At 31.3% G+C, this 24,043-nt stretch carries 18 protein-coding genes; 12 read left to right on the top strand and 6 right to left on the bottom strand.

The window, feature by feature from the left end:
- Positions 1 to 13 precede the first annotated feature (13 nt).
- The 4 genes from tilS to RRF68_RS10815 all read left to right on the top strand — a co-directional run bounded on the left by tilS (position 14) and on the right by RRF68_RS10815 (position 6,078).
- Positions 14 to 1,327, top strand: a complete 1,314-nt coding sequence (gene tilS, locus RRF68_RS10830; RefSeq protein WP_315944354.1) for a tRNA lysidine(34) synthetase TilS — start codon at positions 14 to 16, stop codon at positions 1,325 to 1,327.
- Positions 1,328 to 1,353: 26 nt separating this feature from the next.
- Positions 1,354 to 3,318: a protein-disulfide reductase DsbD family protein gene (locus RRF68_RS10825; RefSeq protein WP_218772134.1), complete on the top strand. Its 1,965-nt coding sequence runs from the start codon at positions 1,354 to 1,356 to the stop codon at positions 3,316 to 3,318.
- A gap of 136 nt (positions 3,319 to 3,454) precedes the next feature.
- The gene (locus RRF68_RS10820; RefSeq protein ID WP_218772133.1) at positions 3,455 to 4,993 is read left to right on the top strand and encodes a YifB family Mg chelatase-like AAA ATPase; all 1,539 of its coding nucleotides are present in this window, start codon (positions 3,455 to 3,457) and stop codon (positions 4,991 to 4,993) included.
- A 77-nt stretch (positions 4,994 to 5,070) separates the two neighbouring features.
- A complete protein-coding gene (locus RRF68_RS10815) occupies positions 5,071 to 6,078 on the top strand; it encodes a TlpA family protein disulfide reductase (protein WP_315944353.1) in 1,008 nt (335 codons plus the stop codon).
- Between the two features lie 1,726 nt (positions 6,079 to 7,804).
- On the opposite strand, the gene ahcY is transcribed toward RRF68_RS10815, so the two are convergent.
- On the bottom strand, positions 7,805 to 9,121 hold the full coding sequence (gene ahcY / locus RRF68_RS10810; RefSeq protein WP_218772131.1) for an adenosylhomocysteinase: 1,317 nt from the start codon (positions 9,119 to 9,121) through the stop codon (positions 7,805 to 7,807).
- 63 nt (positions 9,122 to 9,184) lie between these two features.
- Between ahcY and RRF68_RS10805 the strand changes: the two genes are divergently transcribed.
- The 8 genes from RRF68_RS10805 to cysM all read left to right on the top strand — a co-directional run bounded on the left by RRF68_RS10805 (position 9,185) and on the right by cysM (position 16,437).
- Positions 9,185 to 9,811, top strand: a complete 627-nt coding sequence (locus RRF68_RS10805; RefSeq protein ID WP_315944352.1) for a 4'-phosphopantetheinyl transferase family protein — start codon at positions 9,185 to 9,187, stop codon at positions 9,809 to 9,811.
- An 80-nt stretch (positions 9,812 to 9,891) separates the two neighbouring features.
- Positions 9,892 to 10,152: a thiamine-binding protein gene (locus RRF68_RS10800; RefSeq protein WP_218772129.1), complete on the top strand. Its 261-nt coding sequence runs from the start codon at positions 9,892 to 9,894 to the stop codon at positions 10,150 to 10,152.
- A complete protein-coding gene (gene pnuC, locus RRF68_RS10795; protein WP_315944351.1) occupies positions 10,136 to 10,768 on the top strand; it encodes a nicotinamide riboside transporter PnuC in 633 nt (210 codons plus the stop codon). The genes RRF68_RS10800 and pnuC overlap by 17 nt, the downstream gene beginning before the upstream one ends.
- On the top strand, positions 10,729 to 11,340 hold the full coding sequence (locus tag RRF68_RS10790; protein WP_315944350.1) for an ATP-binding protein: 612 nt from the start codon (positions 10,729 to 10,731) through the stop codon (positions 11,338 to 11,340). Before pnuC ends, RRF68_RS10790 begins: the two co-directional genes overlap by 40 nt.
- A gap of 2 nt (positions 11,341 to 11,342) precedes the next feature.
- Positions 11,343 to 11,747 (top strand): alternative ribosome rescue aminoacyl-tRNA hydrolase ArfB, encoded by a 405-nt coding sequence (gene arfB, locus RRF68_RS10785; RefSeq protein ID WP_315944349.1) that lies wholly within the window; start codon positions 11,343 to 11,345, stop codon positions 11,745 to 11,747.
- Between the two features lie 483 nt (positions 11,748 to 12,230).
- Positions 12,231 to 14,552 (top strand): TonB-dependent receptor, encoded by a 2,322-nt coding sequence (locus RRF68_RS10780; protein WP_315945377.1) that lies wholly within the window; start codon positions 12,231 to 12,233, stop codon positions 14,550 to 14,552.
- Between the two features lie 188 nt (positions 14,553 to 14,740).
- A complete protein-coding gene (gene epsC, locus RRF68_RS10775) occupies positions 14,741 to 15,559 on the top strand; it encodes a serine O-acetyltransferase EpsC (protein ID WP_315944348.1) in 819 nt (272 codons plus the stop codon).
- The gene (gene cysM, locus RRF68_RS10770; protein ID WP_315944347.1) at positions 15,559 to 16,437 is read left to right on the top strand and encodes a cysteine synthase CysM; all 879 of its coding nucleotides are present in this window, start codon (positions 15,559 to 15,561) and stop codon (positions 16,435 to 16,437) included. Before epsC ends, cysM begins: the two co-directional genes overlap by 1 nt.
- A gap of 251 nt (positions 16,438 to 16,688) precedes the next feature.
- Here the strand turns inward: cysM and RRF68_RS10765 are convergent, their stop codons facing one another.
- The 5 genes from RRF68_RS10765 to RRF68_RS10745 form a co-directional block, all read right to left on the bottom strand.
- Entirely contained in the window at positions 16,689 to 19,403 is a 2,715-nt protein-coding gene (locus RRF68_RS10765; RefSeq protein ID WP_315944346.1) for a carboxypeptidase-like regulatory domain-containing protein, read from the bottom strand.
- A gap of 49 nt (positions 19,404 to 19,452) precedes the next feature.
- Entirely contained in the window at positions 19,453 to 20,289 is an 837-nt protein-coding gene (locus tag RRF68_RS10760; RefSeq protein WP_315944345.1) for a GLPGLI family protein, read from the bottom strand.
- Between the two features lie 187 nt (positions 20,290 to 20,476).
- Positions 20,477 to 20,860 (bottom strand): rhodanese-like domain-containing protein, encoded by a 384-nt coding sequence (locus tag RRF68_RS10755; protein ID WP_315944344.1) that lies wholly within the window; start codon positions 20,858 to 20,860, stop codon positions 20,477 to 20,479.
- Positions 20,861 to 20,866: 6 nt separating this feature from the next.
- Positions 20,867 to 22,273: an MBL fold metallo-hydrolase gene (locus RRF68_RS10750; RefSeq protein WP_315944343.1), complete on the bottom strand. Its 1,407-nt coding sequence runs from the start codon at positions 22,271 to 22,273 to the stop codon at positions 20,867 to 20,869.
- A gap of 8 nt (positions 22,274 to 22,281) precedes the next feature.
- Positions 22,282 to 24,012 carry a SulP family inorganic anion transporter gene (locus RRF68_RS10745; RefSeq protein ID WP_218772121.1) on the bottom strand — a complete coding sequence of 577 codons (1,731 nt, stop codon included), beginning with the start codon at positions 24,010 to 24,012 and terminating at the stop codon, positions 22,282 to 22,284.
- Between the last annotated feature and the right edge of the window lie 31 nt (positions 24,013 to 24,043).

Below are 24,043 nucleotides of genomic sequence, written 5' to 3'. Positions count from 1 at the left end.
TATAGTTTATAAAATGTTACAACAATTAGCGGAACATATTGATAATCATTTTTCGTTTTTAAAAGAAAGAAAACTCTTAATTGCAATCTCTGGTGGAGTTGACAGCGTTGTTTTAACACATTTATTACATCAATTAAACTTTACTATTTCTTTAGCACATTGTAATTTTCAGCTAAGAGATGAAGAAAGCAATTTAGATGAACTGTCTGTTAAAGAGCTAGCCAAAAATCTAAACATTCCTTTTTTCTCAGTACTATTTGAAACATCCAAGCATGCTGAAGAACATAAGTTATCAACCCAAATAGCTGCTAGGAAGCTTCGATACAACTGGTTTGATGAATTGATAAAAGAACATAATTTCGACTATATTTTAACTGGTCATCATGCTGATGATAATCTAGAAACTTTTATTATTAATTTAACCCGAGGAACAGGTTTAGATGGCTTAACAGGTATTCCAGCTATAAACGGAAAAATCGTTCGTCCTTTATTAATTTTCTCACGAGAACAAATAGAAACATACGCCACAGATAACAACATTCAATGGCGAGAAGATGCTAGTAATTCTGAAATAAAATATATCAGAAATAAAATAAGGCATCAAATAGTCCCTCTTTTAAAAGAGCTAAACCCTAGTTTTTCAAAAACACACCTTAAAACTACTACCTTCCTTAAACAGTCTCAGCAAATTGTTACTGATAAAATGGAAGAAGTATCATCCAAAACACTAAGTAAAAAAGGAGCTCTATTAAAAGTAAATATTCTAGAACTACTCAAGTTATCAGATCCAAAAATTTATTTATATCAACTTTTAAAAGAGTATAAATTCACAGAATGGAATGATGTTTACAACTTAATTTATGCCCAATCAGGCAAGAAAGTCGTAACAAATTCACATACTTTATTAAAAGATAGAGATTTTTTACTACTTTTACCCACTAATGAGCAAGATACTATTGAAAATGAAGAGGTTATAATTCATAAGGATAAAATAAGAATAACAAATCCGATTAACTTGTTATTCGAAAAGGTTCTTAAAAAAACAATTATTGATACAAATTGTATTTTTGTTGATAAAATTTTGTTAAATTACCCCCTCGTCATTAGAAAACAAAAAGCTGGCGATTATTTCTACCCAACAGGTATGTTAGGTAAGAAAAAGGTTAGCAAGTATTTTAAAGATGAAAAATTATCTCTTTTTGATAAAAACAACACGTGGTTGCTTTGCTCAAATGATGATAAAATTATATGGATTATTGGAAGGCGACAAGACAAACGTTTTTTACCTTCAAATAAAACAACACAATTATTAAGAATAACTAATTAAAAACAACCCCTTATAAACTAACTCGAATGAAAAAATTCTTTACTCTATTTTTATTATTCATCGGTTTAACGGTATTTTCCCAATCTGATGACAATCCTATTGTGGTAACACCTACCGTTGAAAAAATTTCGGATACAGAATACGACTTAATTTTCGATATTGAAATTGCAGAAGACTGGCATTTATACTCACAGTACAACCCAGAAGATGCTTCTTTACCAATGTCAATTTCTCCAGCTGAAGGACAAACAGGTTACACTCTTAACGGAAAAGCAAAAGAAGGTGATACTGAAACTGAATTTAGTGAAATTTGGGGGAAAGATGAAATATTCTTCGTAGATGAAGGTAGGTTAGTACAAAGAATTACAGTTTCTGATGCTAGCTTAACACAAATAACACTTAATTTAGATGCACAAGTTTGTAAAGAATATTGTCTGCCTTTTGATGAAGATTTTACTTTTTCATTAATTGGAGAAGAAGTTGTACAAACTGTTGTTGAAGTTGATGACAAGAGTCAATCTTTAGCGCAATCTTTAAACCTAAACTTAAAAAACACTGCTTTATTAAAAAGCACAACTCAAAAATCTTCTGAAGAAGACGGAGATAGTTTACTTAACATATTCTTACTAGGATTTGTTGGAGGTTTACTTGCTTTTTTAACTCCTTGTGTTTTCCCTATGGTACCTTTAACGGTATCTTACTTTACTAAGCATAATGAGAAAAAAGGAAAAGGGATTCGTAGTGCTATTCTATATGGTTTCTTTATTGTGTTAATATACGGTTTATTAAGCTTACCTTTTCACTACTTAGATACTTTAGATCCTGAGATTTTAAATAGTATTTCAACAAATATGTGGTTGAATTTATTTTTCTTTACTGTATTAATATTCTTTGCAGGTTCATTCTTCGGATTTTACGAATTAACACTACCTAGCTCATGGAGTAATAAAGCAGATAGCGCCTCTAGTATAGGAGGAATTATTGGTATATTCTTTATGGCTTTAACTTTAGCTATTGTTTCTTTTTCTTGTACAGGACCTATTTTAGGGTCATTATTAGCAGGCTCTTTAGGAAGTGATGGTGGTGCGATGCAATTATCAGCAGGTATGATTGGTTTTGGAGCAGCTTTAGCATTACCTTTTGCTTTATTTGCAATGTTCCCTAAATGGTTAAATTCTTTACCAAAATCAGGAGGCTGGTTAAATACTGTAAAAGTATTTTTAGGTTTCTTAGAATTAGCTTTTGCTTTTAAATTCTTATCAAACGCCGATTTAGTAGGTCACTGGGATTTATTAAAAAGAGAAGTATTTATCGGTATTTGGGCTTTTATATCATTATTAACTGCATTATATTTATTCGGTTTCATAGGTAAAAAGTACGGTAAAATTACTTTTTTTAGAGTATTATTAGGAATGGGTTCTTTAGCTTTAGCTATATACTTAGCTCCTGGTGTAATGGAAAAACCGGTATGGAATCAAAATGCTCTATTAAGTGGGTTTGCTCCACCTCAATTTCATAGTATTTACAAAAAAGACAACAAATGTCCTTTAGGATTAAATTGTTTTAAAGATTTTGAAGAAGGTATTGCTTATGCAAAATCAGTTAACAAACCAGTATTATTAGATTTTACAGGATGGGCATGTGTTAACTGTCGTAAAATGGAAGAAAATATTTGGGTTAAACCAGAAATCTATTCTTTAATTAGTGATGATTATGTTTTAATATCTTTATATGTTGATGATCACGAAAGACAATTACCTGAAGAAGAACAATTCGATTTTATTAAACCAAATGGTAAAGTAAAAAGAATTAGAACTTATGGTGATAAATGGGCTACTTTACAAGTTGCTAACTTTAAAACAGCATCTCAACCATTTTATATATTAATGAGCCCAAATTTAGAGCTTTTAAACTCACCTCAACAATATACAGATCATACATCATACTATAACTGGTTAAAAACAGGATTAGATAATTTTAACAATAACTAATCCATTACAATATATATTTAAAAAACACCTCTTTAATAAAGAGGTGTTTTTTTGTTAGACTAACTAGTAATAACATCACAATCTATAATTAAAAAAAGATAATAATTTTAGCTATCTTTAACAGAAAGAGAAAGTTATGCTAATAAAAACCTATGGATCTGCTGTTTTTGGTATTGAAGCCACAACTATAACTATAGAGGTTAATATAGATAAAGGAGTAGGTTATCATTTGGTAGGTTTACCAGACAATGCAGTTCGCGAAAGCTCATATCGTATTTCTGCAGCATTAAATAATAATGGATTTAAGCTTCCCGGGAAAAAAATAATTATAAATATGGCTCCTGCCGATATTCGTAAAGAAGGCGCCGCTTACGACTTAACCTTAGCTGTTGGTATTCTTGCTGCTTCTAATCAAATTAAAACCACAAATATTAACGAGTACATTATAATGGGAGAACTTTCTTTAGACGGAAGTCTGCAACCCATTAAAGGGGCTTTACCAATTGCTATTAAAGCTAGAGAAGAAGGTTACAAGCATTTTATACTACCAAAAGAAAACGCAAAAGAAGCTGCAATCGTTAATGATTTAAATGTACTAGCGGTTGATAATATTATGCAAGTTATTAATCACTTAGAAAATAAAGAATTAATAACGCCTACAATAGTTGATACTCGTGCAGAATTTTTCAAGCATATTGATTTTCCTGAGTTTGATTTTTCTGATGTAAAGGGACAAGAAAGTATAAAACGCTGTATGGAAATAGCTGCCTCTGGCGGACATAACATTATTTTAATTGGTCCGCCAGGAGCAGGAAAAACAATGTTAGCAAAAAGACTCCCTTCCATATTGCCACCAATGACATTGCAAGAAGCGTTAGAAACTACCAAAATACATTCTGTTGTTGGTAAAATAAAAAATTCGGGATTACAGTTTAGTCGTCCTTTTAGATCTCCACACCACAGCTGCTCGGATATCGCTTTAATTGGTGGTGGAAATAACTTACCTCAACCGGGTGAAATTTCCTTAGCTCATAATGGTGTTTTATTTTTAGATGAATTACCAGAGTTTAAACGCGGAGTTTTAGAAGTAATGCGACAACCTTTAGAAGACAGAGAAGTAACAATATCAAGAGCTAAATTCACAGTAAACTATCCAAGTAGTTTTATGTTGGTTGCTAGTATGAATCCTAGTCCATCTGGTTTTTTTAACGATCCTAGCTCACCAATGACATCTTCGCCTGCAGAAATGCAGCGCTATTTAAGTAAAATATCCGGACCCTTATTAGATCGAATTGATATACATATTGAAGTAACTCCGGTTCCGTTTGATAAATTATCAGAAGAAAGAAAAGGAGAACCTAGTGTAGAAATAAGAAAAAGAGTAACAAAAACTCGTGAAATACAAACAGCACGTTTTAGTAATTCGGATACTGTACATTACAACGCCCAGATGAATGTAAAACAAATTCGTGAGTTTTGTAAACTATCCACCGAAAGTAAAAATTTACTAAAAAGGGCTATGGAAAAACTAAATTTATCTGCAAGAGCTTATGATCGAATTTTAAAAGTAGCACGTACAATTGCAGATATTGATGCATCTATAAATATAAAATCTGATCATCTAACAGAAGCAATTCAATATCGAAGTTTAGATAGAGAAGGCTGGTTGGGATAAAAAGTTAAAACATCGTGTTTGTACAGAAAAATCAGTAATTTAGTAACTTATAAAAAACAATTAAATAGATCAAACCAATGAAAAAAATAGTTTATTTAATGGCAATTGCCATTGCTATAATTTCTTGTAAAAAAGAATCAAATAATTTTGTTACTTTTTCTGGAAAAATAACAAATCAAAATTCTGATTCTATCGTTATTTCTAATCCTCAATTAAAATTTAGTAGAGTAATTAAGGTTAACGAAAACGGCGCTTTTAAAGACACGATGAACCTTAAAGATGGTTTTTATCGTCTATTTGACGGACAAGAATCAACAACTTTATATTTAAAAAACGGTGCAAATGTTAACATGACAATTGACTCAAAAGAATTTGATGAAACTGTTACTTATACAGGTGAAGGCTCTGATGAAAGTAATTTCTTAGCAAAAACATCACTATTGCAAGAAAACCTTTTAAATGATAAAGATTTATTTACATTACCAAAAGATAAGTTTGATACGAAAGTAAATAATTATACTGCTGATTTTAACAAAAGAATAGCAGATACTAAATTAGATTCTACTTTTGTTGCTTCCCAAAAACAAAACATTACAGGGTTAACAAATTACTTAAACAAAACACATGCCGACAAGTTATATTTAGCTACTAAATTAGCAAAAGGTATTGAGTCGCCTAAGTTTGTTGATTACGAGAATTTTAAAGGAGGTACCACTTCTTTAGATGATTTAAAAGGTAAATATGTTTATGTTGATATGTGGGCTACTTGGTGTAACCCTTGTAAACAAGAAATTCCTTTTTTACAAAAAGTAGAAAAGCAATACCATAACAAAGACATTGAGTTTGTAAGTATTTCTGTTGATAGTGAAAGAGATTACGAAACTTGGAAAAAAATGGTAGCTGACAAAAACTTAACCGGAATTCAATTGTATTCTAAAAGAGATAAAAGCTTTGCTGGTGCCTATAAAGTAAATAGCATACCGCGTTTTATCTTAATCGACCCACAAGGTAATATTGTAGATGCAAATGCACCTAGGCCTTCTAGCCCAAGGTTAATTGAATTATTTAATTCTTTAAAGATATAATTCAAGTTTAAAACTTATATAAAAAATCCTGCAACTTAGTTGTAGGATTTTTTTTTGAAGCCAATTCCCGCTTTCCGCACTCGATCTCTGCGAGGAGCTCAAACAAATGCTTCAATCGGGGCTAGGCATTTTAATGCGTTTAATTTTAAAACAATTAGTTACTCTAGTTTATTAATAATGAGTTAACTTATTAGATGTGATTCTGAAATAAATTCAGAATGACGCTATAAAAAAACATATTTGTGTTTAAAGACAAGAACTAAAACCTTTCTCTATAATTATTAATAAAACGTCATTACGAGAGAAACGAAACAATCTTATTATTAGAGATAGATTGCCACAGTTTAAAAAAATAAACTTCGCAATGACGATTACAAAATAGCAAAATCTCTGAAAATGTAATTTTATACTAAGACTAAGTATAAAACCTATTTATACTTCTTAAACAAACGTCATTACGAGAGAAACGAAGTAATCTTATTATTAGAGATAGATTGCCACAGTTTAAAAAAATAAACTTCGCAATGACGATTACAAAATAGCAAAATCTGTGAAAATGTAATTTTATACTAAGACTAGGTATAAAACCTATTTATACTTCTTAAACAAACGTCATTACGAGAGAAACGAAGTAATCTTCTTCTTAAAATAGAATAGCTCCGAAATTCAACATTATTAACTATAATACCAAAACAATTAAAACACAACCTTTCGACTGCGCTCAAGGTGACAGGATTTATTGTTACGAATCGAATCCGTCAAACTGAACTTGTTTCAGGTTCGCATAATTAATAGCAGGTTTCAAGTGATTCTGAAATAAATTCAGAATGACGCTATAAAAAACATATTGGTGTTTAAAGACAAGAACTAAAACCTTTCTCTATAATTCTTAATAAAACGTCATTACGAGAAAACCGAAGTAATCTTATTATTAGAGATAGATTGCCACAGTTTAAAAAAATAAACTTCGCAATGACGATTACAAAATAGCAAAATCTCTGAAAATGTAATTTTATACTAAGACTAAGTATAAAACCTATTTATACTTCTTAAACAAACGTCATTACGAGAGAAACGAAGTAATCTTATTATTAGAGATAGATTGCCACAGTTTAAAAAAATAAACTTCGCAATGACGATTACAAAATAGCAAAATCTCTGAAAATGTAATTTTATACTAAGACTAAGTATAAAACCTATTTATACTTCTTAAACAAACGTCATTACGAGAGAAACGAAGTAATCTTATTATTAGAGATAGATTGCCACAGTTTAAAAAAATAAACTTCGCGATGACGATTACAAAATAGCAAAATCTCTGAAAATGTAATTTTATACTAAGACTAGGTATAAAACCTATTTATACTTCTTAAACAAACGTCATTACGAGAGAAACGAAGTAATCTTCTTCTTAAAATAGAATAGCTCCGAAATTCAATATTATTAGCTATAATACCAAAACAATTAAACACAACCTTTCGACTGCGCCCAAGGTGACAGGAAACAAAATGGAGTTATAATAAATTATTGTTGTGAAACTAAAGCTGCGTTAAGGATAGTAGCGGCATCCTTTTTGAGCCACGAAAAAAGATATAGTGGATAGCCTGTTAAAAATGCCAAAGAAAAACCCTTACAAGTTAATACAAGGGTTTTAAGTTTATGTATGATAAAATTCTAAAACAACCTTTCGACTGCGCTCAAGGTGACAATTTTAGAATAATGAAATTTAGTATCTGTAGTGTTCTGGCTTATAAGGCCCTTCAACAGTTACACCAATATAAGATGCTTGCTCAGAACGTAATTCTGTAAGCTCTACTCCTATTTTAGCTAAGTGTAATTTTGCTACTTTTTCATCTAAATGCTTAGGTAACATGTATACATCATTTTCGTAAGCATCTTTGTTTTTCCAAAGTTCGATTTGTGCTAAAGTTTGGTTTGTAAATGAGTTACTCATTACAAAACTTGGGTGACCAGTTGCACAACCTAAGTTTACTAAACGTCCTTCTGCTAATAAAATAATATCGTTTCCGTTGATGTTATATTTATCAACCTGAGGTTTGATAGTGTCTTTTGTATTACCATGGTTTTTATTTAACCAAGCCATATCAATTTCGTTATCGAAGTGCCCAATGTTACAAACAATAACTTTGTCTTTCATTGCTTCGAAATGACGTCCTTGAATAATGTCTTTGTTACCTGTAGTTGTAATAATAATATCAGAATTACCAACAACAGTTTCTAATCTTTTAACTTCAAAACCGTCCATTGCAGCTTGTAATGCACAAATAGGATCAATTTCTGTAACTGTAACGATAGAACCTGCACCTTTAAAAGAAGCCGCGGTACCTTTACCTACATCACCATAACCACAAACTGTAACACGTTTACCTGCTAACATAATATCAGTTGCACGACGAATTGCATCAACTGCAGATTCTTTACATCCGTATTTGTTATCAAATTTAGATTTAGTTACAGAATCGTTTACGTTAATTGCTGGCATTGGTAAAGTTCCTGCCTTTACTCTGTCATACAATCTGTGAACTCCTGTAGTAGTTTCTTCTGATAACCCGTTAATTCCTGCAGCTAATTCAGGATAACGATCTAATACCATATTTGTTAAATCTCCACCATCATCTAAAATTAAATTCAATGGTTTTTTATCTTCACCAAAGAATAAAGTTTGTTCGATACACCAGTCAAATTCTTCTTCTGTCATATCTTTCCAAGCATATACAGGTGTTCCTGTAGCAGCAATTGCAGCAGCAGCCTGATCTTGTGTAGAAAAAATATTACAAGAACTCCAAGTTACCTCAGCACCTAAAGCCTGTAAAGTTTCAATTAAAACAGCAGTTTGAATCGTCATGTGTAAACACCCTGCAATTCTAGCTCCTTTTAATGGTTGCTCATCTTTATATTCTTCACGTAAACTCATTAATCCTGGCATTTCAGCTTCTGCCAATAAAATTTCTTTCCTTCCCCAATCAGCTAAAGTGATATCTTTAACTTTAAAAGGAACGTATGTAGCGTTTTTTGTGCTCATATTTATGTATATTTATATATCTAAATTTCTAAGTCGCAAAATTACGAAATAACTTTCTAAAATATGCCTGTTCACAAAACATTAACGGTAAACGAAACCACTAAAGTATTGATTTGGAAGATTGAAGAATCTTTTGAAAATTTATCTGAAGGCATTGAACTTACTCAGAGTAGTAAAGACCGAGTTAACAACATGAAATCGGATTTACACCGTAGGGGTTTTTTAAGCGTTCGTCACTTACTAAATAAGTTTGGCTATACCGATGCAGACTTAGTATATGATGAATACGGAAAACCGCATTTAAAAGACGGTAAATTTATTTCGATCACACATTCTTTTACTTTTTCAGGTATTATAATTTCTGATGATAAACCCGTAGGTATCGATATTGAAAAACAACGAGATAAAATTTTAAAAATAGCACATAAATTCACGCCAATTGAAGAATATAAATCGATCGCAAACCATGACGCTTTAGTGAGTAAACTAACGGTTGTTTGGGGAGCCAAAGAGAGTTTGTATAAAATTTACGGAAAGAAAAAATTACTCTTTTTAGACAATATTTACATTGAAGATTTCTCTTTTGAAACAAACGAAACTTCTGGTAAAATTTTATACGAAGGTGTTACCGATGAATATAAAATTTACTTTTTAGAAACCGAAGGTTTTACTTGTGTGTATGCTAGTTAAAAGAACACCTTTAAAAGATCTCTTTCTTCAATAAAATGACAGCTACAAAGTTTGTAACTTCGCTTTTTGAAACTTTTTTTATGAAAATATCTGTAGAACTTACCTTAACGCCACTTCAAAATAAATTTGAAGAACCAATTATCAATTTTATAAAAAAACTAAGAGCTTCTGGCTTAACTGTACTTGAAAATCCTTTAAGCACACAAGTGTATGGAGATTACGATACCGTAATGCAAGTGGTTACTACAGAATTAAAAAACTCCTTCGAATTAATCGATAGCGGAATCTTATTTATGAAAATTGTAAAATCTGACCGTAGCGACTATGAACCAAGTTTTTGATTTTCTTTTTAATCAGTACACAACTTACTCGACCTCAGATATTTGCTTAGAAGTTATTGCCGTAATTTTTGGTTTTTTATCTGTTTGGTTCTCTAAACAGAATAAAATTTGGGTATTTCCTACCGGAATGATTAGCACCGCTATTTTTGTGTATCTGTTATTAAAATGGCAACTATTAGGCGATATGATGATAAATGGCTACTATTTTATCATGAGTATTTACGGTTGGTATATTTGGACTCGTAATGTAGATGCAACTCATGTTACTCCTATTTCAAGAACAACTACAAAAGAAAAGAAAACTAGTGTTTTTATCTTTTTTGCAACTCTAATTTTTGTATTTGCTGTATATACTTATTTTGATAAATGGAACAATTGGACAGCCTATGTAGATACGTTTACTACCGCTACTTTCTTTGTAGGAATGTGGTTGATGGCGAAACGTAAAATTGAAAATTGGATTTATTGGATTATCGGAGATATTATCTCTGTGCCTCTTTATTTTTACAAAGGCTTTACGTTTACAAGTTTTCAATATTTAATTTTTACCTTTATTGCCGTTAGCGGGTATTTAGCATGGAAAAAAAGCTTAAACAAAAAAACAGCAACCTTGTAAAGGTTGTTTTATTCGGACCTGAAAGCACAGGTAAGACAACGCTTTCTGGGCAATTAGCACGTTATTACAGTACCGTTTGGACACCAGAATTTGCGCGCGAGTATTTGCAAGACAAATGGAATAACGAGCGTAAAATTTGTGAACAAAAAGACATAATACCAATTGCCGAAGGACAAATAAAACTAGAAAACGATTTATCGCTAAAAGCGGATAAAGTTTTAATTTGCGACACCGACTTACTCGAAACAAAAGTATATTCAGAAGAATATTATGGTGGTTTTGTAGATCCTATACTCGATGAAGCTGCTATTGAAAACTCTTATGATATTTATTTCTTAACTTATATTGATACTCCTTGGGAAGCTGATGATTTACGTGATAAACCAGGCGAACGTTTAGAAATGTTTACTGCTTTTGAAAACACCTTAAAAAAATACAATCGACCATATATTTTATTAAAAGGAGATAAAGAAACGCGATTAAAAAAAGCAATCGAAATTATTGATGGATTACTTTCTAAAAAAGAAAATCTGTATTCTTTTTCTACTACTTTAAACAAACCTTCTTTATAATTATGAATTCGCACGAACTGGTTAAAGAACTAAAGTTTAAAGCAATAAGAAGCTCTGGTGCTGGCGGACAACATGTAAATAAAGTATCGTCTAAAATCGAATTAACTTTTGATCTTGCGAACTCTAAACAATTATCTGAAAGGCAAAAAGAGATACTCTTTAAAAAACTAGCTTCTCGACTTACCAAAGAAAATATTTTATTGCTGTCTTCTGATGAAACACGTTCTCAACACAGAAACAAAGACCTTGCTATAAAACGTTTTTTAGCGCTAATTACCCAAGGCTTAAAAAGACCTAAAATAAGAAGGACTACGAAACCAAGTAGAGGATCTGTTTTAAGAAAAGCTGAGAACAAGAAAAGAACCTCCGTTAAAAAAACATTGAGAAAGAAACCAAAACTCGATTAAACAGCTAAATACTTCGCAAAAATCTTAGCCCTGATTGAACGGTTTGTTTAAGCTCTTTTGAGGCACGAAAAAAGCGAGTAGAGAAAGCAGGAAATAGCTTCGAAAAAATATTGCTATACTTTTAAATGCTTTATGTTAACTACTTTTTACCAACCTTAACATTACACTTAAAATTATCTATTCTTTTGTTTTCAATTATAAAATTCGCTTTACCTTTGCCGCGTTCTCGTAAAGGGGTGCCTATATCGGCTGAGATCATACCCAATGAACCTAGAACAGGTAATGCTGTTTAGGGAGGCGATAATCGCCATTTTGTAAATAAACTGTTGTAAACCAGGTAACGTAATCTTTATGTAAAAGATATTTTCGCTACCCTCACAATAACGTAAGCAATCAATTATTCAACAATAACAAGGAATAATTACCTCTTTTTATTCGATTTTATTTTATAAAAAAATGAGACCGATGTCTTTTAGTAAACAAATGAAAGCTGTAGCTTTTTTAATCGTATTATTTACTGCTATAACAGTAAATGCACAAAACTTTATTATAACGGGTAAAGTAGTTAACAATAATCAAGAAGCGCTTGTAGGTGCTACCATTGCTGTAAAAGAATTAAAAAAAGGAACCGCTACCGATTTTGACGGAAACTTTAAATTAAAACTAGAAAAAGGAACATATGGTGTTGAAATTTCTTTTGTAGGTTTTAAAACTTTAGTTAAAAAAATAGCTGTTTTAAAAGATCAAAATATTACCTTTCAATTAACTTCTGATGCTACTCTTTTAGAAGAAGTATTAGTTTCTGCAGTGCGTGTACAAGCTGATGCACCTGTAACACACTCTAACTTATCTAAAAAAGAAATTTCGAAACGTAATTTAGGTCAAGACATTCCTGTTTTATTAAACTATTTACCAAACGTTGTTTCTTCTTCAGATGCTGGTGCTGGTGTAGGTTATACCTACATGAGTGTTCGTGGGTCTGATGCTACAAGAGTAAATGTTACGATAAATGGAATTCCGTATAACGATGCCGAAAGTCAAGGAACTTTTTGGGTAAATTTAGGAGATTTTGCTTCATCTACACAAAGTTTACAATTACAACGTGGTGTTGGTACCTCTACAAATGGTGCGGGTGCTTTTGGTGCAAGTTTAAATATTCTTACAGATGCTAGTGCCGAAAAAGCTGGTGGAGAAATTTCTAATTCTTTTGGTTCTTTTAACACAAGAAAGCACACTGTAAAATTTACGACAGGAAAACTAAACAAGCACTTTGAATTTGCAGGGCGTGTATCTAACATTTATTCTGATGGATATATAGATAGAGCTTCTACCGATTTAAAATCGTACTTTTTACAAGGTAGTTATACGGATGAAAATACGTTAATTAAAGCTTTAGTTTTTGGAGGAAAAGAAGAAACATACCAAGCTTGGGACGGAATTTCTGCACAACAATTAAAAGAAGATAGAAGACAGAATCCGTTAACCTACGATAACGAGGTTGACAACTATCAACAAGACCATTATCAATTACATTGGAACGAAAAATTAACTAATAATTGGACCACCAACCTTGGTTTAAACTATACACGTGGTAAAGGTTATTTCGAGCAATTTAAAGACGGTAGAGATGCTGAAGATTATAATAACTTAATTGTTGATGGTAGTGATGTTATTGTTCGTCGTTGGTTAGACAATCATTTTTATGTTGGTAATTTTAATGCTACTTATAAAAATAAAGGTTTAGAAATTATATCGGGAGGTTCTTTTAGTAACTTTAAAAACGATCATTACGGTGAACTTATTTGGGGTAGCGATTTAGCTGCAAATACCAATATTAGAGACCGATACTATGAAGGAAAATCAACTAAAAACGACTTTAGTGTTTTCTCTAAAGTGTCTTTTAATATTACCGAAAAACTTAGAACTTTTATCGATTTACAAGGACGTTTTATTTCTTATAAAACAAACGGATTAACCTCTAAAAGAAAACCTTTAAATGTTGATGAAAATTTTAAATTCTTTAATCCAAAAGTAGGTTTAACTTACAAACTAAATGACCAAAATAGTTTTTACGCATCTTTTGCAAAAGCAAATAGAGAACCAAATAGAAGCGATTTTAAAGCGGGAGTAAATACTTCGGAAAGTTTAAATGACTACGAATTAGGTTGGCGTTTAAAAAATGACTTCGTTAAATTAAATACCAATGTTTACTTTATGGATTATCAGAATCAATTAGTCTTAACTGGTGAAATTGATGATACTGGAGATCCTTTACGTGGTACAAGTGGTAACAGTTATAGATTAGGTTTAGAAATTGATGCAGATATTCGTTTAACAGAGCAGTTTTCTGTACGCCAAAACATTGCGGTAAGTAAAAACAAAAACGTCGATTTCTTTACTAATAGAGACGGATCTTTACAAGAATTAGGAAATACTACTATTGCAAATTCACCAAATATTGTTGCTGGTAACGCATTTACCTATCAACCTTCTGATAATTTTCAGATAGCTTTTTTAACAAAATTTGTTGGAGAGCAATACTTAAGTAATACGGATACAAAAGCATCAAAATTAGATAGCTATTACACAAGTGATTTAAATGTGATGTATGAATTAAAAACAGCATCAATTTTTAAATCAATTGTATTTACAGGTTTGGTAAACAATGTTTTTAACAAAGAATATGTAGATAGAGGTTATATTTATTTAGATGATTGGTCTACTCCTGGAACTACACAAGAAGCACAAGGATATTATCCGCAGGCAACTATTAACTTTTTAGTAGGTGTTACTTTAAAGTTTTAAAAAACTTAAATTTATTGAATCACAAAAAAAACCTGAGTTATAACTCAGGTTTTTTTGATTACTAATTTCTTTTTACCATTGTTTATACTTGGGTGTAAACCTAAATAAATTACCTTATTGAGATAATCAACTAATATTTATAGATTGAGTCTGAAAAATAATTTTTATCTTAAAGATTATTAAAAATAATGACTGAACTTTGTAATAAAGTTTTGAATATCATGGACCATACACGTTTAATTGAAGTTATTAATAGCCAAAAAGCAGCTATTAAAATATCATCTACACTAAAAGCAGAGTCACAACGCTTTACACAATTAATGTTTAATACGTTTTTTGATAGTGAAACTGACACCGAAAAATCATTAATTGATTTAAAAGCGTTATTTATAAAAATAAGAGATATTGCTTGCCCAGAAATTAAAGGTAAGCCCTGTAAAACTTGGAACGATTTTATTAAAGGCATTCCAAACTTATTTTGTAATCTAAAAAAAGATGCAGAAGCTATTTTTAATAATGATCCTGCTGCTAAATCTCTTAACGAAGTATATCTAGCATATCCTGGTTTTTTTGCCATTTCAATCTTTAGAATGGCTAAAGAATTTAACCGTTTAGGCCTTCCTTTAATACCTAGGCTTATGACGGAATATGCTCATCAACTAACTGGTATTGATATTCACCCAGGTGCAACTATAGGTGAATCATTTTTTATAGATCACGGTACTGGAGTGGTTATTGGCGAAACAGTTATCATACATAATAATGTTAAAATATTTCAAGGAGTTACGCTTGGTGCACTTAAGGTAAAAAAAGGACTTATAAATAGTAAAAGACACCCAACAATTGAAGATAACGTAATTATTTACGCAAATGCCACGATCCTAGGAGGAAATACTGTCATTGGGCAAAATAGTATTATCGGGGGTAACGCTTGGGTTACAAGTTCTGTCGCAAAAAATTCTATTGTGACACATAATCCTCTAATTGAAATAATTCCTATGAAATAATGAGTAAAACACTAATAAATCAAATTGGTAACACACCAATAGTAGAATCAATAGCTTTAAATTCTAATCCGAATGTAAAATTATATTTTAAATTAGAAGGCAACAATCCGGGGGGAAGTGTAAAAGACCGCGCTGCCTACAACATGATTAAAACAGCTTTAGATTCTAAAAAAATAAGCACCTCTACAAAATTAATAGAAGCTACTAGTGGCAACACAGGTATTGCTTTAGCTATGATTGCAGGTATATTTAACCTCGATATTGAATTGGTAATGCCCGAAACAGCTACTAAAGAGCGAGTTCAAACCATGAAAGCTTATGGTGCCAAGGTTACCTTACATCCCGATGGTATTGAAGGTGCTCGTGATTACGTAGAAAATAAGGTAAAAGATGAAGGTTTTTATTCTTTCAATCAATTTGCGAATGAAGATAACTGGAAAGCTCATTATAAAACTACTGGACCAGAGATATGGAGAGATACTAACGGAGAAGTAACTCACTTTGTCTCTTCTATGGGAACTACAGGAACTATTATGGGTACTTCTACCTATTTAAAAGAAAAAAATAAAGCTATTCAAATTGTTGGTGTGCAACCAACCGAAGGATCAAAAATTCCTGGTATACGCAAATGGCCTAAAGAATATTTACCAAAAATTTTCGATGCTTCTAAAGTCGATAGCGTTTATGAGGTAAGTAGAGAAGAGGCAATTTTAATGTCGAGAAGATTAGCTAAAGAAGAAGGTATTTTTGCAGGTATGAGCAGCGGTGGTGCTACAACTGCAGCCCTAAGACTTGCCAGCGAACTAAAGGAAGGTGTAATTGTTACCATAATATGTGATCGTGGTGATCGTTATTTATCTTCTGAACTATTTGAATAGTAGCTACAAAATTAGAGTTCTCTAATTTTTGATAATTTATTTTTTCAATATTAGATCTATTCAGCTGTAATAATTTTATTTCATACTGATATAAGAGCTTATGTTGATGTTAAATTTACCAATACAGGCCTAAACATAAGTAATTACAAGTAAACATAAAAAAATAGGGCTATTAGCATCTTAAATGAAACTAATAGCCCTATTTTTAGTATACAATACTTTTATTTAAACTTATAAAATCATCCCAAAAACTACAAAGTATACACAAACCTAAATGTTACAAATCGCGGTTGTATAAATGTTTCTGAACTAAAAACAGAAAGATTGTTAGCGCTATTTCTTACTTGAGAATCAATATTTAAAAGGTTTGTAGCTTTAATTTCATACTCCCATTTTGCATCTCTATCCTTTCTATACGATAAAGTAGCATCCCAGTTCTGAAAAGATTGCGAATTACCGTTGCCTAAATCTTGATTTGTATAGGTATAATTGGTTTTAAATGTGATTCTTTTTTTAATATAAGCATCAAATTCTATTGAAGGTGCATTGGTTGTAAATGTAGTACTTCTGCTTCCTTGGTCATTATTTGTAATACTATAACGGTATCTTAAACTTACATTTGGTGCTTCTCTATAATTAGTTCTTACACCTGGCGTATAACTTTGTGTATAACCCTTATTTAACGACTGAGTTCCCTGTATTAATTGATTTATTTTGCTGTAATTAAAACTTGCATTTAAGCTTGCTCTTATTTTACCAAAAGTTCGTTGTACGCGTCCAAATACATTAACATTTTCATCTGCAAAATTCGAATTAAAAAAAGTACTTGTTCGTATAACATTTTCAAAATTTGTTAAACTTCTTACCTGATCTATATTGCTAGAATATGCCGCTCTGGCAAAAACATTCGTATAATTAAAAAGATTAAAGCTACTGTAAAATAAACTCACATTATGCGATAATGCATTTTGCAAATCTGGCTCACCAAATTGAATACTATTATAGTTATTTAATACCAAACCTTCTGCTAATCTTGTAACATCTGTAAACTGATTTCGCATTTCATATCGCAAAGTTAAAGACTCACTTTTCTTAAACTGAATTCGAGTTTCGAAATCAGGCAAAACTCTAAAAAAGTTATCTTCATACGTTTCTCCGAACTGTACGTTTTCGTTTCCGTATGCATGCAAAGAAAAACCTGGTGTTATTGTAAATTTACCTGCTTTTAATCGATAGTGTACACCTAAATAAATATCACTAAAATTATATGTTATATCGTTAGATGCTTTTCCGTCATTAAAATTCGGCGTAGGCACAAATTTAGATCCATCGTTTAAAAACTGAAATATTGAAGAATTAAATTCCTGTTTACTTATAATTGTTCCTAATGTAAGGTTAAGGTTACTTTTTGTATTTAAAATATTAAAGTAATCTAATTTAGCATCTAGTTGATTAGATTTTATACGCCTATTCTGCCCTAAATCATAAGTATTTAATGATGTGTCTAAACCTAAAGCATCTGCTGTTGTATCAAAAGGATCCTCTCCATTTGGGTCATTACCTAAAACAGCATTGTAAAAAGGATCTTCATTCTTAATTAAATGCTGCGCCTCGAAAGCAAAAATGTTGGTTTCGTTAAGCGTATAATAATAATTTATTTTTTGATTGATGCTAAAAGGTGTTACTTCTTCTAGTTGATTTGTGTTGCCTAATACTGATGAAAAAATACGTTGATCTTGTGTGTCGTTAGATACACGAGCTATAATATCGTATTCTAATTGATTGTTCATGTTCGGCTTATAAGACGCGCTTAATTTTAACAAACCTTGATTAGAGCGCTCAGTACCATTCTGAGTGGTTTCCTCATCAGGAATACCTAAATCAGGATTTGTGTATTGCACAAAACTTGTTTCTTTAGACAGTATACGACTGCTATTGTAAATTAAAAACCCACTAAGATCTAGTGTCTTTTTTGGTGAATAGCTAAAATTTCCTGTAGCTAACTTATTATCTACTTGTAAAGTATTTGCCTGATTTGTTAAAAAATTAAGGCTGTTATCTCCTAAATTAATACTTGTTCCGCTGCTACTACTTGGCGCTCTAAAACCGCCACCAAAACCTCTAATATCTCTACGAGTTAAAGCTAGTTCACCTATATTATTAAGGTCTCCAATAAAGTTAATACTATATTCCGGATTGTAATAAAAAAGCTTAGGTTGCACTAAGTAAAGTTCTTTATCGGGTGAAGATCCGCCGCCTACAGTTACATTACCAAACCAAAAATTCTCTTTCCCTTCTTTTAACTTTATATTTAAAGCTACATTGTTCTGATTGTTACTTACGGCTCTTAATTGACCTACTTCAGAGTAATTACGTAAAACCTCAATCTTATCTACAGCCTTAGATGGTATATTTTTGGTTGCTAGCTTTGTATCGCCATCAAAAAAATCCTTACCATTTACCATTAATTTATTTACAACCTTACCTTCTACTTCTATTTGCCCATTTTCATTAATCTCTACACCTGGTAATTTTTCGAGTACATCTTCTAACTTTCGTTCTGTTCCGTTTTTAAAAGAATCTGCATTATAAATTAAAGTATCACCTTTTACTGTAACAGGCATTTCGTAGGTAATTTCTACTTCATCTAGCGTATTATCTGATAAGAGTATAAAATCTCTATTTAAATCATCTTCTTTAGTTGATATAACCTCTTCAAAGGTTTTCATACCTATATAACTAATTTGAATCTTATAGGTTCCGTTTTTACCTAAACTTAACTTATATTTTCCTTTCTCATCTGTAATACCGTATGCTTCTAAAACACTTGTTTCTTCATTTATAGCAATCACATTGGCTAAATCTAAAGACACGTTTAAACTATCTTTAACAACACCTTCGAGTTTAATTTGCGAAAATGAAATACTAACTAAAAAAAACAAGGCAACAGAAAGTGCTTTTTTCATGATTATATGGTATTGGTTATATTTAATTAAGATATTTTTCTAAAGGATATTAATTTCTTCTTCTTCCTCGATTGTTACGCATCTCAATCATTTTACCTTTAATTGTTGCCTGATAATCATTTTTAGTTATTTCTTTTCCTTTACTAGGCGCTTCTATTTCTATTTTATCTTGTGGATTCATTACAATTTTTGAACACAATAATGTTGTATTACCTGCGCTTACTTCTAAAATAAGACCCGGTAAACCCCAGTATTCTCCCGGACCATGACTTACTGGTATTTTTGGAGTATACCAAGCTTCAACAGCTGTCATTTCTATTGCTGGCTCTGCTGATTTAACGGCTAAAGAATCTGTCTTTTTAGTAGAAGAAGATCTTAAATCTGCCCATGAAAAATTAAACCAAGTAAGTTCTTTGGTTGGTATTAAGGCTGTAGCTTTAAAACATAAATACTGTCCTATTTGCTTTGACTCCTTACCCATTTTCCATTTTATAACTTGTAACTGATCTTTTACTAAAAATTGCTTTCCATAAAACTCTTGACTTTGCACTAAAGCATTTTCCTTTATGTTTTTATATTGATCTCCTTGCGTAAAATTCTTACCCCAAGAGTCTGTTGCTCCAGAAATGGCGTCTAACTTATCTTCCTCTAAAAATATCGATTTCTCTTTATTAAAATTAAGCACATATCTTTTCTCTAACCGATTCTTTAATCGTGCTTGTATTTGTTTCTTTTGAGCTTCACTCATTCGAGCTCCCCAACTACCAAGTTCCATTTTAGATTTAGAAAAATAAAAGGCTTGTCCTTGAAACTCTTGACTATTTGGCGTAAAAGACACTAATAAGACAGACGTTAACAAGATTAATTTTAAGAAAAGTGGTTTCATAATTTATTTTTTTGTTCAACAAATGTAACAAAACATTAAACAATTTATTCAGTTTGTGAAAAATTTAACATTAATGCGGTTTCACCTAAAGCAATATACTCTAAACTTTTAACTTATTTAATACTTATAAAAACCAAAAAACGAGCTTCTAGCTCGTTTTTTGGTTTTTATAAGTACTATGAAATTATTATTTTTTAACTATTTCTTTTTCCCATGCTTTATAACCGCCTAAAACATTATATGGTTGAAATCCTTTTTTTAATAATAACTCTGATGCTATTTTAGATCTACCTCCTGATCGGCAATAGATATATACTGGTTTTGTTTTATCTAATTTAGCCAATGCCTTTTTTTCAAAATCACTACCTGTTACATTTATTTCTATCGCATTTTTAATAGTCCCTTCTACCCATTCTTCTGGTGTACGAACATCTACTAGCTGAACATTTTCATTGTTCTTTAATACAACTTGTAAATCATTAATAGAAATATCTTTCACTCCATCTTCTTTTGAAGCACAAGACATTATTATCGTTAAAATTAATCCTAAATAAAGAATATTTTTTTTCATGTCGTTTTATTTTAATGTTGACGGACAAACATTGACTGTTCTATTGATTGTTGTTTTTTTAATGGCTCCATAACCACCTGCTACATCAATTACATTATGATATCCTCTCGATTTTAAAATAGACGCTGCTATTACCGAACGATACCCTCCCGCACAATGAATATAAAAATCTTCCTTTTTTGGAAATTCAGATATATGGTCATTTAAAAAATCTAATGGTGTGTTTGGCACATCGATAATATGTTCGTTTGCATATTCCCCCGGTTTTCGGGCATCAAAAACTTTCGCTTTATTTTTTATCGCTCCTTCTAAATCATTTGCCGATACAGAACGTAAAGTATCTATTTCTTTTCCTGATTTTTGCCAAGTATCAAAACCACCTTCTAAATATCCTAATACATTATCAAAACCTACGCGAGATAAACGTGTTATTGCTGTTTTTTCTTCTCCTAAAGGAGTTATTAATAAAATTGGCTGAGTTACATCTTTAATTAAAGCACCAACCCAAGGTGCAAAGGCTCCTCCTAAACCAATAAAAATTGATTGCGGTATAAATCCTTTTACAAAATCGAATTGATGGCGTACATCTAAAATGATGGCATCTGTTGAATTACTTACTTTTTCAAAATCTTCGGCAGATAATGCAATTGCTCCTTTTTTAATAACTTCATCAATTGATTCATATCCTTCTTTATTCAACTTTACATTTAAAGGAAAATAGGCTGGTGGTGGCGCTAAACCATCCGTTACTTCTTTTACAAACTCAGCCTTAGTCATATCTGCTCTTAAAGCATAATTGGTTTTCTTTTGATCACCAATAGATCCTACCGTTTCTTTACTTAAGTTTTTTCCACAAGCAGAACCTGCTCCGTGCGCAGGATATACAATAACGTCATCCTCTAAAGTCATTATTTTTGTGCGCAAGCTGTCATATAAAAATCCCGCTAAATCATCTTGAGTAAGTGTTCCTTTCTGCGCTAAATCTGGACGCCCAACATCACCTAAAAATAAGGTGTCTCCACTAAAAACTGCGTGGTTTTTCCCGTTTTCATCTTTCAATAAATACGAAGTACTTTCCATCGTATGCCCTGGTGTGTGCATTGCTGTAATGGTAATATTACCTACTTTAAAAACTTCCCCATCGGTTGCTATATGAGATTTGTAATTTGTTTTAGCCGTTGGACCGTATACAATTGTTGCTCCTGTTTTTTCTGCTAAGGTTACGTGGCCACTTACAAAATCTGCATGAAAATGAGTTTCAAAAATATATTTAATATTCCCGTTAGCTTCTGCTGCTTTTTTTATGTAAGGTGCTACTTCGCGTAACGGATCTATAATTGCTATTTCTCCATTACTTTCTATATAATACGCTCCTTGTGCTAAACAACCTGTATAAATTTGCTCTATATTCATAATCTTATTTATTCGTACGCTTGATGTATATACTGTGCGTATTTTTTTTGATTTTTATTATCTCCTGTTTTAAAAAAATTTACTGCGCCATTGGCACGCATAAAAAAGTGATCTATACTTGCCACTTCTAAAAGACCTCCTCTAAAAAAAGCGTCTCTAACGGGTCCTTTTACTCCTGCAAAATAAAATGCAATGTTTCTTTTATTGTAATATTTTATACGCTCTTTAAGCATTTCTACCCCAGTACTATCAACTCTATTAATACTTTCGGCGTCTAAGACAATTAATTTTAATAATTTTCCTTTTTCCCCGACCATTTCATCTAGTTTTTCATGAAAATAATTTGAGTTGGCATAAAACAATTGTGCATCAAAACGAAATACTAAAATTTTATCATCAATAATTACATCTTTAAATCTGTTTTTATTTCTGTAAAAATCAGAGTTTGGCACCTTTCCTAATTCTATTACATAAGGTCGTGATGTTCTAAAAATTAAGATTACTAAAGACAAGCTTACACCTATTAAAATACCGTATTCAATACCAAAAAAAATAGTCGCTAAGAATGTTGCAATCAACAACCAAAAATCTAAATTATTAGCTGTCCAAAGTCGTTTAGCTTCTTTTATATTTATTAAATTAAATACAGCTACTATGATAATAGCGGCCAATATTGTTTTTGGTAAGTGATAAAATACTGGTGTCAAGAAAAGCAATGTGAGTACAACTATTAGTACCGATACAATTGCTGATATACCTGTTTTACCACCTGCTTCTTCATTAATGGCCGAACGAGAAAAGCTTGATGTTGATGGATAGGATTGAAATAACGAACCTACAACATTGCTTAAACCTAAAGCAATAAGTTCTTGATTTGGTCTTATTCTATATTCATCTTGCTTTGCTTCTAATGTTTTTCCTATCGATATAATTTCTAAATACCCAACCATAACTAAGGTTATTGCTATTGGTAATAATTCTCTTATTAATGCGATATCTATAACCGGAATACTAAAACCTGGTAATCCAGATGGAATCCCTTTTACAATTGCTACATCTATAAAATAATCTTTAGAAAAACGAATTACCAATATCCCTATTACTACAACTATTAAAGCATTGGGTATTTTTTTATTGATCTTTCTAAAAATCATAATTATAATACATGCAATAATTCCGATTACCGCTGTGTTGGTATTAAAATATGAAACTCTTTTAAAGATGTCTTCAATAAGAATATGTACCTGATCACTCTGTAAAAAATCTACTCCTAATAAGTTTCTAAATTGATTTAACCCTATAATTAATGCTACCGCAGATGTAAATCCTACTATTACAGGTCTTGATAAAAAATTAACAATAAAACCTAAACGAAAAAGCCCCATTAAAAGCTGAATACCACCCACCATTAATGCCAATAAAATAGCAATAGCAATGTAACTTTCTGATCCCATTAAGGCCAATGTTGAAACTCCTGTAGCTACAATTAAAGAATCCATTGCTACTGGACCAATTGCTACTTGGCGAGACGAACCAAAAATTGCATACATTAATTGCGGTACCAAAGCAGCATATAAACCATAAATAGGTGGTAAACCTGCAATTAATGCATAAGCAATTCCTTGCGGAATTAAAACCGTTGCTACAGTTATACCTGCTACAACATCACCTCTAAGTTGAGATTTTTTGTAGTTTGGTAACCACTCTAAAATTGGTATGAATTTTTTTAATAATTTCATTAAAATATCAACTTTACTTTTTTTAAAAAAT

Source organism: Tenacibaculum sp. HL-MS23 (assembly GCF_032463465.1).
Taxonomy (GTDB): Bacteria; Bacteroidota; Bacteroidia; order Flavobacteriales; family Flavobacteriaceae; genus Polaribacter; species Polaribacter bernardetii.
Note: the sequence above shows the minus strand (reverse complement) of the source record. Positions and strands in the feature narration are given on the sequence as shown.